Annotated in this window: 5 protein-coding genes; 4 read left to right on the forward strand and 1 reads right to left on the reverse strand. The window is 72.8% G+C overall.

Annotated elements, in window-relative coordinates; translation table 11 throughout:
- Positions 1-27: 27 nt before the first annotated feature.
- The 4 genes from B4U46_RS26730 to B4U46_RS26745 are packed head-to-tail and all read left to right on the forward strand — an operon-like array spanning position 28 to position 8,175.
- Positions 28-1,590 carry a TIGR02677 family protein gene (locus tag B4U46_RS26730; RefSeq protein WP_079430203.1) on the forward strand — a complete coding sequence of 521 codons (1,563 nt, stop codon included), beginning with the start codon at positions 28-30 and terminating at the stop codon, positions 1,588-1,590.
- Complete coding sequence (locus B4U46_RS26735) at positions 1,587-2,822, forward strand: TIGR02678 family protein (protein WP_079430204.1); 1,236 nt, start codon at positions 1,587-1,589, stop codon at positions 2,820-2,822. Before B4U46_RS26730 ends, B4U46_RS26735 begins: the two co-directional genes overlap by 4 nt.
- Complete coding sequence (locus tag B4U46_RS26740) at positions 2,819-6,940, forward strand: TIGR02680 family protein (protein ID WP_079430205.1); 4,122 nt, start codon at positions 2,819-2,821, stop codon at positions 6,938-6,940. The genes B4U46_RS26735 and B4U46_RS26740 overlap by 4 nt, the downstream gene beginning before the upstream one ends.
- Positions 6,937-8,175: a TIGR02679 family protein gene (locus B4U46_RS26745; RefSeq protein ID WP_237293131.1), complete on the forward strand. Its 1,239-nt coding sequence runs from the start codon at positions 6,937-6,939 to the stop codon at positions 8,173-8,175. The genes B4U46_RS26740 and B4U46_RS26745 overlap by 4 nt, the downstream gene beginning before the upstream one ends.
- Before the next feature lie 70 nt (positions 8,176-8,245).
- Here the strand turns inward: B4U46_RS26745 and B4U46_RS26750 are convergent, their stop codons facing one another.
- On the reverse strand, positions 8,246-14,959 hold the full coding sequence (locus B4U46_RS26750) for a DUF3320 domain-containing protein (RefSeq protein WP_079430207.1): 6,714 nt from the start codon (positions 14,957-14,959) through the stop codon (positions 8,246-8,248).
- Positions 14,960-15,026 lie beyond the last annotated feature (67 nt).

A 15,026-nucleotide genomic window follows, 5' to 3' on the forward strand; every position in this document is an offset into this window, starting at 1 on the left:
ACGGCTGATGCGTGACAATGGCCCGCGATGACTGTCACCACCAGCACCCCGGAGCCCCGACCGGACGGGTACGGCCCCTTCGCCCACCTCACCGTCCAGAACACGGCTCTCTACCGGCATGTGATGCGGGTGTTCGTCGTCGCCAAGGAGCGGTTCGCGGTGCACCTGCGGCCCGAGGACGTGCATGCCGCTCTGCCGGGCGAGGTGCGGCCCGCCGAGCTGGATGCCGTGGTCAAGGCGCTGGACAGTCTCGTCGGCTGGGGGAATCTGCGCGCCGATCCCGATACCGCCCGCGTCACCGCCGTCGAGGACTTCTACCGGAAGCGGTTCATCTACCAGCTCACCCGGGCCGGAGAAGCCGCTGAGGAAGCCCTGGGCGTCTACGACGAGGCGCTCGGGCGGCGCGGCGCCCTGCAGGCCATCGCCCTGCACGACATCGTCACCCAGCTGCGGGCCCTGCTCGTGCTGGCAGCCGAGGAACAGCCGGATCAGGCCAAAACGCACCTGGCGCTTGATGCGCTGGCGAGTCGGTTCACCGCTCTTGCCGACAACGCCGGCGCCTTCATGGGGTCCCTGCAACGGACCATCGACCTCCACGACGTCGAGGAAGAGGTCTTCCTCGCCTACAAGGACCAGCTCATCCAGTACCTGGAGAGGTTCATCCAGGACCTGATCACCCTCGGCGGGCGCATCGCCCGGCTCATCGTGGAACTGGAAGAGGGCGGGAGCATCGGGCCGCTGCTGCGGGCGGCCGCACGGCGTGAGGCCGCCGACGCGTCGCCGGAGGAGGCGGGGCACGCCGAGCGGGAGGCGTACGAGCGGTGGGCGGGGCGCTGGTCCGGGCTCGCCGCGTGGTTCATCAGCCGGGAAGGGCGGGAGTCGCAGGCCCGGCTGCTGCGTGGGCGGGCCCTCGGCGCGATTCCGCAGCTCCTGGCCGTCGTACGGTCGCTGAACGAGCGCAGGGCCGGGCGTTCCGACCGGTCCGCCGACTTCCGTACCCTCGCCCGCTGGTTCGCCGAGGCCCCCGACGACGACTCCCGGCACCGCCTCTGGCGCGCCGCCTTCGGGCTCTACCCCGCGCGGCACCTCACCGTGGACGCCGAGACCCTGGCCGCCCGTACGGCCCGGCCGGTTCCCGCCGCGACGTCGTGGGCGGCGGCGGAGCCGCTGCGGATCAGCCCCCAGCTGCGCCGCACGGGCAGTTACGAGCGGCGTGGCAAGCCCCGCAGGGTCGAGGACCGGGAGGAGCCGCGCCGCAGGCTCGCCGAGGTGGCCGCCAAGCAGGCCGCCGAGACGGCGGCGGCCCGCGCCCGGCTCGTCACCGGCGGGATCACCCGGCTCTCCGGGCTCGGCGAACTCGACCCCGTGTCCTTCGGGCTGTTCCTCCAGCTGCTGGGCGACGCGCTGGCCACCTGGCGGCCGGGCATGCGGCATACCGTGGCCACCAGCAACGACGGCTCCATGGAGATCCGGCTCAGCGCGGTCGCCGACGGCGGCACCGCGGAGATCCGGACCCCCGGGGGTGTCTTCCGCGGCCCCGACCACCTCATCGAGATCGTCGACCTGACGGAAGGAGGCGGCGGCCGATGAGCACTCCGCTCGCAGAGGTGCTGGACGGGCAGCACGCCGCCGAGCTTCGCAAGGCGGCCCGCGCGCTGCTCAAGCAGCCCCTGCTGCTGGCCCGTGGCCGGTCCGCCGACGAGTTCCGCCTCGTTCGCCGGCACGCCTCCGAACTGCGCGAATGGTTCGACCGCAACACCGGCTGGACCCTCCAGGCAGACGCCGAGGCCGCCCGCCTGCGTAAGATCCCCGGCGTCCTCACCGACCCCACGCACCCCGCGCGGGAGGCGACCCGGGCCGCCGCCCCCTTCACCCGCCGCCGCTACGTGCTGCTGTGCCTGGCACTGGCCGCCCTCGAACGCGGCGAGGGGCAGATAGCCCTCGGCCGTCTCGCCGACCAGGTCGTCCTCGACGCCGCCGACCCCCACCTCGCCCGGGCCGGCATCCAGTTCACCCTGGACCGTCGCGAGGAGCGCCTCGACCTGGCCGCCGTCGTACGGCTCCTGCTCAGCCTCGGAGTCCTGCGACGCGTCGCCGGAGAGGAGGAGGCGTACGTCAGTGGGGCCGGCGATGTTCTCTACGACGTGGAACGCAGGGTGCTGGCGGGCCTGCTCGCCGCCCGCCGCGGCCCCTCCACCGTGCACGCCGAGACCCTGGCGGACCGGCTGACCGAACTCGTCGCCGATACCGCCCTGGACAGCGACGAGCTGCGCTTCCGCGCGATGCGGCGCTCGCTGACGCGCAGGCTGCTGGACGATCCGGTGCTCTACTACGACGAGCTGAGCGACGCCGAACTCGGCTACCTCACCCGGCAGCGAGGCTTCCTCACCTCCCGCATCACCGAACTGACCGGACTCGTTCCCGAGGTACGGGCCGAGGGCATCGCCATGGTCGACCCGGACGACGATCTCACCGACGCCCGGATGCCCGAGCAGGGAACCCACGGCCATGTCACGCTGCTGCTCGCCGAGCACTTGGCCGCGGCGGGAGGCCCGGTCACCGCCGACCGGCTGGCGCTCCGAGTCCGGGAACTCGCCGCCGAGCACGGCGGATTCTGGGCCAAGTCCGCGCGGGAGCCGGGCATGGAAGCCGAACTCGTCGAGCAGGCCGTCGCCCGGCTCGCCGCCCTCGGGCTGGTCTCCCGTACCGCCCACGGCGTGGCGCCGCGTCCCGCCCTCGCCCGGTACGCGGTCGGCGCGACCGTACTCCGTGAACCAGGCACCGCACGTATGCCCGCGCAGCGAAAGGCCCCCACGCCGTGACCCGCCTCCCCGTCCCCTTGCGCTCCCGCTGGCAGCCCCTGCGCATCGGACTCGTCGACCTCTTCCACTACGACGTGGAGGAATTCCACTTCCGGGACGGGCGCCTGCTCCTGCGCGGGAACAACGGCACCGGCAAGTCCAAGGTGCTCGCGCTGACCCTGCCGTTCCTCCTCGACGGGGACCTCGGCTCCCGCCGCGTGGAACCCGACGGCGACCCGGGCAAGAGGATGGAGTGGAACCTCCTCCTCGGCGGCGAGCACCCGCACTCCGAGCGGCTCGGCTACACCTGGATCGAGTTCGGCAGGCTCGACGAGGCCGGCGGCGAACAGCAGTTCCGTACGCTGCTCTGCGGGCTCAAGGCCGTCAGCGGGCGGGGCATCGCCCGGCACTGGTACGCGCTCACCAGCCAGCGCATCGACCACGGCCCGCAGACATCCGCCGAGGCGTCCCTCAGTCTGCTGGACGCCACCGGCACGGCCTTGTCCCGGGACCGGCTCGCGGAGGCCGTCGCAGGGCACGGCATGGTGTACGACCAGGCCAAGACCTACCGCAGGGCCGTCGACGAGAACCTCTTCGGACTCGGCGAGCAGCGTTACGGCGCCCTGGTCGACCTGCTCATCCAGCTCCGCCAGCCGCAGCTGTCCAAGCGCCCCAACGAGGCCGCACTCTCCCGCGCCCTCACCGAGGCCCTGCCGCCAATGGATCAGGCGGTCATCGCCGATGTGGCCGAGGCCTTCCGCTCCCTGGACGAGGAGAAGGAGGAACTGGCCGCCGCGTCCGCCGCCGAACGGGCCGCCTCCGCCTTCCTGGAGCACTACCGGCGCTACGCCCGTATCGCCACACGCAGGCGCGCCCGCCTCCCGCGCGGTGAGCACTCCCGCTACGAGCACCTTCAGCGGGACCTCGCCGAGGCGCAGGCCCAGCAGACCCGGGCCGAGGAGGCACGGGCAGAGGCCGAGGAGCGGATCGCCGCTCTGGAAGAGACCCAGGCGCGCCTGCGGGCCCAGGACAGCGCCCTGCGCGAGGGCCCCGAGATGCGCAGCGCCCGGGAGCTGGAACAGGCGGCGAGGGCGGTCGAGCGGACCGCCCACGCCCTGGTCCGGGCCCGCGACGACCGGGATCAGGCCGCAGGTCTGCACACTCGGGCGCTCGGGAGGCTCGGCGCCGCCGAGAACCGGCTGCACTCCGCCGGCCGGCTGGCCGAGGAGGCCCTCCGCCAGGTGCAGGAGGCGGCCGACGCCGCGCGGATCGGCCTGCCCGTCGACGACCGGCTTCCCGAGCCCGAAATGCGGCGCGCGGCCGAGGAGTCGACAGACCGGGGCCGGCGCGTGCTCGCCCACGCGGAGGGGCTCCTGGCGGAGGCTGAGCACGCGGTCGAGGGGCGGCGCCAGGCTTCGGTCCGGCTCGACGAGGCGGACGCCGACCTGGATCAGACGACGGTGGCGCACGGCCAGGCGGAGGAGGCCGTGGCCCGCGCCGGGCAGGCCCTGCTGGACGACGTACGGGAACACGCACGCACCTGGACCGAACTGGCCTGTCCCGACCCGGCGGGCCTGCTCGACGAGCTCCAGGACTGGACGCGGCACCTCGACGGGCCCTACCCGGCCCGCGCACACGCGGCGCGCGCCCACAGCGCAGCCTCGGTGCGGCTGGCCGACCAGGCGGCCGAAGCCTCACGCCGGACAGCGGAGCTGACGGCGCGCACCGGCCGGGTCCGCGCGGAGCTGGCCGCGCTGGAGGCAGGCGGCCGACGCGCCCCCCAGCCCCCGCCCACCCGCACACCGGGCCTGCGCGAGCAGCTTCCGGGCGCACCGCTGTGGCGGCTGGTGGACTTCGATGACGGCCTCCCGGACCGGGAGCGCGCCGGGCTGGAGGCGGCACTGGAAGCGTCCGGGCTGCTCGATGCCTGGATCCTGCCCGACGGCTCGGCCCTGGCTGCGGACGGGCACGACGTACTCCTCTCCCCGGCGACCGGGGCGGTGGCCGGGCCCTCGCTCGGCGGGCTGCTCCGGCCGGCGATGGACGATGGCGACGCGCAGGCCGCGGCGGTGGGCGAGGACACGGTGGAACGGCTGCTCGCCGCCATCGGCGCGGGAGGGGACAGCGGGGCAGGCACCTGGGCGGCGACCGACGGGCGATTCCGGGTCGGTGCGCTCACCGGCCGCTGGGCCAAGCCCGCCGCCGAATACGTCGGTGAGGGCGCACGAGAGGCAGCCCGGCGGGCCCGTATCACGGCCCTGAGTGCGGAACTCGACCTGCTCCAGCAGGAGTCGGAAGCCGCCCTGGCACAGGCGGAGGAGGTGGCCGCGCGTCGCCGTGTTCTCGACGGTGAGCTGGCCGCGATACCCGACGAGAGCCCCCTCACCCGGGCGCATGCCCACGTGACCGCCGCCGCCGAGGCGGTACGCAGGACCCGGCTGCGGCGCGAGGAACGCGCCGCCGACCTCACCGAGGCGGCCGGGCGGGCCGAGCGGGCCGTCACCGAGCTCGCCGAGACGACGGCCGAACTGGGCCTGCCCGCCGACCGGGAGGGCCTGGCCGCCGTTCGCCGGGCGCACGGCTCCCTCGCCGTGGCTCTGGCCGCCCTCTGGCCGGCGTTGCGCGAACGCGGAGAGGCGGCCCGCCAGGCCGAGGAGGAACGCACCGAGGCCGGACAGGCGGGCGAGCGGACTGCCGAACTCGCCCTGAGGGCCGAGGAGGCCGGGCGGGAGGCAGCGGCCGCGGACGAGCGGCACACCACACTGCGCTCCACGGTCGGCGCGGCCGTAGCCGAACTCCAGCGACGGCTGACCGAGACGGCCGAAGCCCTGCGTGCTTGCGAGGCCGACCAGAAGGCCACCCGGCAGCGTCACGCCGAGGCCGACCGGGATGCGAGCAAGGCCGAAGGCCACATCGAGCGGCTCGGGAAGAACCTCGCGGAAGCGGCCGAGACACGCGCGGAAGCCATCGCGGGGCTACAACGGTTCACCACCACCGGCCTGATCGCGGTCGCCCTGCCCGACCTCCAGGTGCCCGACGCCGGAGACGGCCCCTGGGCGGCAACCCCCGCCATCGCGCTCGCCCGTGCCATCGAAGCGGGTCTGTCGTCGGCCGACGACTCGGACGGGGCGTGGGAACGCGTACAGCGCCGCCTGAGCGAGGAACTCAAGACCCTCCAGGACACACTGTCCCGGCACGGCCACACCGCCTCCGCCCGCATGGTGGAGGACGGCATGGTCGTCGACATCGTCTACCAGGGCCGCGAGCGGGCCGTCCCCGAACTCGCCTCGGCGCTCACCGCCGAAGTCGGTGAGCTCACCCGCATCCTGTCCGCCCGCGAACGGGAAATCCTCGAAACCCACCTCATCACCGAGGTCGCGGGCACCCTCCAGGAGCTCATCGGGGCCGCCGAGCGTCAGGTGCGGGACATGAACGCCGAGCTGGAGGACCGCCCCACCTCCACCGGAATGAAACTGCGGCTCATCTGGCGGGCCTCCCGCAAGGCCCCCTCCGGACTCGCCCAGGCCCGAGAGCGCCTGCGCCAGTCCGCCGACGCCTGGACGGCGGAGGACCGTGCTGCCGTCGGGGAGTTCCTGCAGGCCCAGATCGCCCGGCAGCAGACCGACGACACCTCCGGCAGCTGGCTCGAATACCTCACAGCCGCGCTCGACTACCGGTCCTGGCACGAATTCGGGGTCGAGCGGCACCAGCACGGCCGCTGGGTCCCGGCCACCGGCCCGGCCTCGGGCGGCGAGCGGGTCCTCGCCGTCTCCGTGCCGCTGTTCGCCGCGGCCTCGTCGCACTACGCGAGCGCGGGCAGCCCGCACGCCCCGCGCCTGGTCACCCTCGACGAGGCGTTCGCGGGCGTCGACGACGACTCGCGGGCCAAGTGCCTGGGTCTCCTCCAGGCCTTCGACCTGGACGTCGTCATGACCAGCGAGCGCGAATGGGCCTGCTATCCCCAGGTCCCCGGCATCGCCATCGCCCAGTTGTCCCGGATCGACGAGGTGGCGGCGGTACTCGTCACCCGCTGGGAATGGGACGGCACACGTCGGCTCCGCCGCGAGGACCCGGTACGGCCGCCGGATCGCACGGACGCAGCGGCGGAAGCGGCCGGACCGGAGCCGCTGTGGAAGTGACCCCTGACGGTGCGCCCGTCGACGACGCCAGGCTGCGCCGCCTCCTGGGAGATCCCGGCCTCGCATGGTTGGTCGACCGTGCGCGCCGGCGCCTGGAGCGTGAACAGCCCCTCACCGGCCCGGTGTCACTCAGCGCGCCCACGTCGTCCCAGCGGGCGTCGGCCGAGCGGCTCCTGGGCCGCTCTCCCGGCAGCGGGCGTTCCCTGAGCGTCCGGCTCGACGAGGTGGACGCCGTCCTGCGCCGCAGCGGTATCAGCCCCGCCGGCCTGGCCCCGGCGTTGGAGGCGCTCACCGGGCCGATCGTCGCCCTCGGCCCGGCCCGTGAGGCCGAGGACCTGGCCTGGCAGGAGGCCTACGCTCCGATCGACGCCCTCGCGGACCATTTTCCGGCACTCGCGGCCTGGGCCGCCCGGCTCCGCGGCGACGGTCTCGTACGGCGCCTCGCAGGCACTCCCGCCGCAGCACGTGCCCTCCTCGACCAGACGGCCGTCGTCCTCGGCTCGCTGCCCATGGACCCTCCCGTGTCACTCCCCGCCTTCGCGGCCCGGCGGCTCGGCAGTGCCCACGCCCTGGACGACGGCGCACCCTTGGCCACGATCACCCTGTCGGGTATCCGAGCCCTGACGGGCTTCCCCGACGGGACGGGTACCGAATGGCGTCGGGAGGCTTGGGCGTCGGCGGGCCTGCTGCGCGACGAGCTGTCCTCCACGGTCCTCACCCTGAACCTGCGGGGCACGCCCGCGCTGGACTGGATGGCCGACGCGGGCGAGCCGTCCGTGCTGACCCTGCGGCAGCTGATCCGCAGGCCGCCCGCCTCGACCGCCTCGGCCGTTCGGATCTGCGAGAACCCGGCGGTACTCGCCGCGGCGGCCGAAGCGTACGGCCCGCGCTGCGTGTCACTGGTGTGTCTCCAGGGACAGCCGTCCGCTGCCGCTCTCCTCCTTCTCCGGCAGCTGCACGAGGGCGGGGCAACGCTCCATTACCACGGGGACTTCGACTGGGGCGGCCTGCGCATCGCCTCGGCCCTGCTGCGCCGTGTTCCGTGGCAGCCCTGGCGCTACACGGCTGCCGACTACCGAGCCGCAGCGCTCGCAAGCCCTGACGGTTTGCCGCCACTCGCCGGACAGCCGACCGAGGCTCCCTGGGACCCGGATCTGAAACAGGCCCTCTTGGAGCGGGGCGTCCGCGTCGAGGAGGAGACGCTCCTCGACGTGTTGCTGTCCGACCTCGCGTGACGGTTCCCGTCCACATCATTCCTGGGACGCATCACGCGGGGCCTGGCCGGTCGTCCGTGGTCTGAACTCGTCAGGCACCATCCGCGGGCATCAGGAAGCCGTCCGCTTCGCGGACCGCCCCCTTCGCCACGAGCTCGTCCACATCGCTCGTGAGTGCATCCCGGATGTCAGGGCCCAGCCGGGTCCACCCGAAGAAGCGTGCGACCTCGCGGAGCAGCTCCTCCCGGTGAACGCCCGGGCTTTCCCCGACCACGTGCCCCACGACGAGCCGCCGCTCGACCGACGGGACCTGCCCGACCTTGCGCGCCATGGTCGGGGTCGGGGTGCGAGCGAAGGCGGGCTCTCGGTCAGGAAGGTCATACGCCTCGCCGACGCGCACGATCTGGCCCGCGGAGGTGATCCTCCGCAGCGCTCGACGCACCGAGTCCCGGACCACCGCGCCCGCTCTCGAGATACCCCACGCCGAACGCACCCGGGTGAGGATCAGGTCCTCCGTCATCGGGCCCTCGGCCTTGATCACGGAGAGGGCGACGTCGGCGACGACCCCCACGGCGTCCGGGTCCTGCAGCTCCGCATGCCGCATGCCGCGGCGCTCGGCGGACGTGATCCGCAGGTTGACCAGCTGGACGTCCCCGAGCTCCTCGTACGCCCGGCTCCACTTCGGCGGCCCGTCGTCCAGCGCCACGAACGTCACCGCCGGCCCCGTGTCCGCCGTCGTGTCCGGAGCGGCAGGTGCCTCTGCAGGCGTCCCCTCGGTGACCGGCTGCTGCGGCATCACCTGAAACGGGTCCCGTGCGCACGCCCCCTCCACCGCGGCGCGCAGGCGGGCGATCGCGTCCCGGCGGTTGCGGTACCAATCGGTGCCCCAGATGCGGTGCAGCTTCCAGCCGAGGTCGCGCAGCACGGCTTCCCGCAGCCGGTCGCGGTCGCGGGCCGCACGCGAGGAGTGGTACATGACGCCGTCGCACTCGATGCCGAGGGCGTAGCTGCCCGGGGCGGCGGGGTGGCGTACCGCCATGTCGATGCGGAAACCGGCGACACCGACCTGGGGCTGTACGGAGTAGCCCCAGTCGCGCAGAACGGCCAGGACCTCTTCCTCGAAGGGGCTCTCCGGAGCGGCATCCGGGTCGGCCGCGGCCGTCGCCAGGATGTGGGGGCCGTGCTCGGCGTACTGGAGGTAGCGCTTCAGGTGCTGGACGCTCTTGTTGGTGCTGTCGGCCAGCTCGGAACCATGGAACGAGGCGATGACCTCCATGCGCCGCCGCGCGCGGGTCACGGCGACGTTGAGACGGCGCCAGCCGCCTTCCCTGTTGATGGGGCCGAACGTCGAGAGCAGCTTGCCCCGGTGGTCCGGGCCATAGCCGACGGACAGGATGACGACGTCGCGCTCGTCGCCCTGGACGGTCTCCAGGTTCTTGACGAAGAAGCCGTCGAGGCGGTCCTCGGTGAAGAAGTGATCGAGGTCGGGCCGGGCGGTTCGTGCCTTCTGCACCGCGTCCTCGATGGCCTCGGCCTGTGCCTTGGACAGGGCGACCACACCCAGGCTGAGCCCCGGCCTGGTGGCGAAGTGGTGGATCACGCGCTGCGCGACTGCCGCCGCCTCGCCCGGGTTGTTGCTTCGGCCGCCCCGGTCGTAGACACCGTCGGCCTTGAAGAACTCGACGCCGAGGTCCGGGCTCTGCTCGTACGCGCCCGGGAAGGTCACCATGGTGTTGTCGTAGAAGTCGTTGTTGCTGAAGGCGATGAGGTTCTCGTGGCGGCTCCGGTAGTGCCACCGCAACGGCAGGCCGCGCAGCACGCCGCTGGCCTTGCAGGCGTCGAGCACGGACTCGAAGTTGTCCGCGCCCTCCTCGTCCCACTCGTCATCGTCGTCGCCGTCGCTGCCGGCGCTGAAGAACGAGGTCGGCGGCAGCTGCTTCTGGTCACCGGCCACGATGAGCGCACTGCCGCGGTAGACGGAGTTCACCGCGTCCTGCGGCAGTACCTGGGAGGCCTCGTCGAAGATGACGACGTCGAATCGGAAGTCGGGCGGCAGGAACTGGCTGACCGTCAGCGGGCTCATCATGAAGCAGGGCTTGATGAGCCGCACGACATCCCGCGTCTCACCGAGCAGCTGGCGTACCGGCTTGTGGCGGCGCTTGAGCTGTGACTGCCGGCGCAGCTCGGCTGCGGGGCCGATGTTGGTTCGGCGGGGGCGGCGGGCATTGCATGCCGCGATGACCTCGGCGTGCGCCGCCTCGACGAGGGCGCGGTCCGCGTCCCGGAACCGCTCGACGAGCTGATCGCGGTCCACTGCGCGCATCGGCTTGAGCCGGGCGTCGAGTCCGAGACGTCGTTCGATCCAGGCGGTAAGGACCGCTCGTTCGACGGAGGCAGGGAAGTCGGCTGCGGACACGCCACGCTGAGCGAGCTGGGAGGGCAGCCCGTCCAGGCCGTACCGTCTCAGCTGCCTGAGGGCGTCGGAGCAGGTGGTCCACGCCTCGGGGCCGAAGGGGTCGTCGTCCAGCCGGGACAGGCAGGTCGCGGCAGCGGGCAGCGACTCCCGGAGCTCGCGCTGCAGGAGGCGGCCGCGCTGCACGTCGAAGTGTCCGACGAGATCGTCCCGCTGGCGCTGCCATTCGTCGTGGCGGTCCGCCACGGACGTCTCGGCGGGTGCGTCCAGCATCAGCCGGGCCGCTGGGACGGACAGCGGGGCCGCGTGGCTTCCGTGTGCGGTCCGGCGAACCTGCTGGGACCAGTCCAGGGCGTCGAGTACGGCTCCCTTGTCGGTTGCCGTCCCCTGGTAGAGGTCACCGAGCAGCTCCCCGTGACGGGGGGCGTCGTCGTCGAACCGCGCCACGGCTGCCCGCGCGTCGGCTACTGCTGTCACCGCCTGCCGCGCCCGCGAGAGGGACAGTCCGCCGTCGGTGTCGGCCACGCGGGCCACGGCGTGGAGGAGGTCGGCAGCGTCCTCGAAGGGTTCGACGTGGGCGCGCAGCCAGCGCGCAGCGTCGGGCATCGGGCCGGCGAGCAGGTGCGCGCCCGCGGCCGCGAGGTGCGGCTGACCGGCGTATTCCCGCCAAGTGTGCAGGTCGGTACGGATCTGCGGCTCCGTCTGTCGCACAAGGGTGTGCGGAACGGGACGTCCGTCGGCGAGGAAACGGATGAGGCGTGCCCGGCGTGTGGGATCGGCGAGCGTGTCCGGCGCCAGCCGCTCCACGGTGTGCGCCGCTTCCAGGGCGTCCTGAAGCGCGGCAGTGTCGACGCCGTCGGCGGACGCGTAACGGCCGAGCAGCTTGCGCTGCTCCTCGTCGGCGCAGCCGCCCGGGGCGGATCGTTGGATGCCCCAGGCCCGGTGCAGGAGTTCGGGGATGCCGCTCCGTTCCGGCGCTGCGTCGGATGAATCCGCGCGCAGCTCGGCGGGGTCGGTGCTCAGCCCCTGGTACCAGGAACCGCAGAGGCGACGATGAGCCTCCTCCTCAGCGGCAAACCCGGCGGTCTCCCGCCGGCCCTCCTGTGCGGCGCCGATCGCCGCCCGTGCGCCTGCGAGCGTGTACGCGAAGCCGGGTCCGTCGTCGCGACGGCCGAGGGAGGCGGCTGTGTCGATGAGGTCGACGGCCCGGGCGATCGGATCCAGGTGGTCGCGCAGCCAGCGGGCAGCGTAGGCCGGAGAGCACTTGGCGAGCTCGTCCGCGACCGGGGCCAGGCGGGGGCGTGTCAGATCCTGCCGCCAGGTGTTCAGATCCTCGCTCAGGGCCCGGCAGTGCTCCAGCAGTTCCGGGGCCGGGGTGTGGCCGTCGGCGATCTGGGCGGCCAGCAGGCCGCGGCGGTGCGGGTCCAGGACCGTGTCCGGCGCGAGCCGGTGTACGGCGCCGGCGTGCGCCAGTGCCGCCTCCAAGGCGGGCACGTCGGGCAGCTCCGCCCCGGCGTAGTGTCCGAGAAGAGCGGCATGCGTACGGGCGAGAGACCGCAGCCGGCTGTGGGCCGTGTGCCAGTCGAGGGCGAGCGGCAACCGGGCGTACAGCTCGCTGCGCCACGAGCCCGCGACCGTCAGCGCACCGAGTGCCTTGCGGTCTGCGCGCACCGCGCCGGACAGCAGGCCGCCGATTCCGCGCGAGCCTTCGGACAGGCGGCCTATCAGGTCCGGCAGTCCGGGGAAGACGGCGGTCTCGGGCCGGAAGACGTCCTGCGCAGCCCGCTCGGCCTCAGCGAGCCGGTGTGCGGCGTCGGAGATCTCCGTGCAGGCTTCCCGTACCCGGGACATCACCTGCGGGTCGAGCCATGTGCCGAGCATCCGGTGGGAGGCCGTGGCCAGCTCCACGAGAGCGATGAGCTCCTCGGCCTCCTGCGTGCTTCTCGGACGGTCAAGCCCGAGGAGCCTGGCCGTGGCCGCGGCGTGCTGCTCGGCCGATTCGAGGGTCGCCCCCAGGCTCGCGAACCAATCGGAGAGCTCCGCGGCCTGCGTACGGGTCAGAGCGCTCAGGTCCAGGCCACGCGGTTCCAGTCCGCCAAGGCCCCGCTCGGACGCCGGTGGTTCCGTGTCGAGCGTGGCGGGGATCGAGGCCCAGCCGGGTCCGGCCTCCGCGGTCGCGCGTGCTTGTGCGGCCAAAACCGTGTCACGGCGGGCGAAGAACGCGCGCAGTCCGTCGGCGACGACGTTGACCGCGGCCTTGTCGGCTTCGGATGCTCCCCCGGGCACAAGCCACTGTTCGAGGGGCCGGTGGTCGGCGCCCGCGAGTGCGACGACGTCGCAGAGGTCTTCCGCTGCCGCGACGCTGCCCGGGATGTCCAGCCCAAGCTGCTGTGCGACCTCGGCAAGGCTGCGGTGCGTATGCTCAAGGCCGTCCGCGGTCGTCTCGAACGCGTGGGCCAGCTCGTTCGCACGCTCCTCCGACAGCTCGGAGGGATCGATACCGGCCGGAGAGAGCGCGGGCAGGGCACGTTCGGCTTCGCTCGGCACGGGGGTGAGCTGCGGCGAGAGTTCCTCCCAACGCTCCCCGGCCGCGGAGCGGGCGGTGGCCTGCGCCCTGACCACCTTCTTCAGCGCGGAGAGGAAGCCGTCCACCGGGCTCGCCACCGTGTCGGCGAAGTCGGCGCTGGTCAGCCAGGCCTCGGGCACCGGACGGCGTGACCCGATGAGCGCGAGGAGCTTGATGAGCCGGCGGACGCCGTCCTCCTCCTCGATCGGCTCGCCGTCTTCCGAGAGGTCCTGGTAGCGCGCCACCGCCGCGGCGAGCCCGTCCCGGGCGGCCATGGCCTGTTCGAGCGCCGGACGGGGATGCGGACTGCCGGCCTTCAGGTCCCGCCAGGGGAAGGACGGATCCGCGACCGCCTGCCAGGCGTCGGCAATGGTCTTGGTCGCCTCGATGATGAGGTGCAGGTCCTGTCCGCTGAGTGCTGCGGGGTCGAACACCTTCTGCTGACGGGAGCCCCCGTCGGACTCCGAAGCCAGGAATGCCACATGCGCCTCGGACAGCCGCCCGACCCTCCCGATCACGTCGTGCAGGCTCTGGCCGAGTGGCTGGCTGACCTCGTTCATCGCCTCGGCATAGGCGCTGAGGGCCTCGCGTGCCTCGCGGGCCCGGGCGACCGCCTCCTGGGAGAGCCGTGGGGCTCGGGGCTCCTCCTCCAGGGCCCTGCCCAGCTCCTGAGCGACGGCCCGGCGGCTGGTGTTGTGGCTGTGCAGGGGCAGGGCGTACGAATCGAGCCCGACGGACTTCAGCCGATCCAGCACCACGTCGAGCGCGGCAGCCTTCTCACTGACGAACAGCACGCTGCGGCCCGCGTGCATCAGGCCGGCGATCATGTTGGTGATCGTCTGGCTCTTACCCGTACCCGGAGGGCCGTCGAGCACGAAGGACTGCCCGGCGACAGCGGCCGCGACGGCCTGACGCTGCGACGCATCGGCATCGAGGACGAGCGGGCTGTCCTCCGGCGGACTGAGCTCGTCGATCCGGTCGGTGTCGATCTCCTCGAAGTCGAAGCGGTCCGACGCCAGTCCCGCCTTGGGACCGAGCGCCACCGCCCGTACGAGGTCGCTGTTCAGGATGCGGGCCTCGTTGTCCAGCAGGTCCTGGTACATCGACTCCTTGTGGGAGGCGAAGAGCGCCAGCACCACGCGCCTCGAAACCTCCCACGCCTTTTTACCCGCCACTGCGTGGGTGACCGCGTCGAGCACGGCGTCGAGGTCGGTCGGATCCTGTTCCGTGACGGGCGACCAGTCGATGAGGAACTGCTCCAGCTTGACCCTGAGCGCAGGGTTGAGACGCGGTTCCTCGTCGTCGTTGGCCACCAGGCGGACTCGTCCGTTGCTCAGCCGCTCGATCCGCACGGGGAGGAGAAGGATCGGCGCATCGCTGCTCGTCGATGCGCCGTCCTCACGCCAGCGGAGGATGCCGACGCCCAACTGGAGCGTCCACAGGCCGTAGTCGTTGAAGAGCTGGGTGGACTTGCTGCGCAGGCTTGTCAGCGCACGGAGGAGCGCCGGGCCCGTCGTCTTCTGGGTGACGATCCCGGAGGCGGCCCCCTGCCGTTCGGCGAGGCGGGTTGGTGCCGGGGCCCCCTCAGGGTTCTCGGCGTCGGGGTCCTCGTCGGGCAGCGGCGCGAACTCCCAGCCGCGTTCCAGACCGGCGACGAGTTCCCCGGCGGGCGGATGCGAGATCTCCAGGGTCGCCGCCTTGGTGTGCCTGAAGTTGAGGAGCCGATTGCGGCCGCTCAGGTCGACGAGCGACGTCCGCCAGTTGGCCAGGATCGATTTGAACCGTTCCAGCTCTTCACCGCCGCCGAAAGCACTCGGGTTTGCCACACTCGTCCTAGCTGCTCGTGTTGTCTTGCTGGGCCTGCGAGGAGCGACGTGCCCTGATGAAGCCACA

It is taken from the genome of Streptomyces katrae (assembly GCF_002028425.1).
Lineage (GTDB): Bacteria > Actinomycetota > Actinomycetes > Streptomycetales > Streptomycetaceae > Streptomyces > Streptomyces katrae_A.

Coding starts and splice junctions, on each gene's coding strand:
- B4U46_RS26730 (WP_079430203.1), top strand. CDS start 28: ATGACTGTCACCACCAGCACCCCGGAGCCCCGACCGGACGGGTACGGC.
- B4U46_RS26735 (WP_079430204.1), top strand. CDS start 1,587: ATGAGCACTCCGCTCGCAGAGGTGCTGGACGGGCAGCACGCCGCCGAG.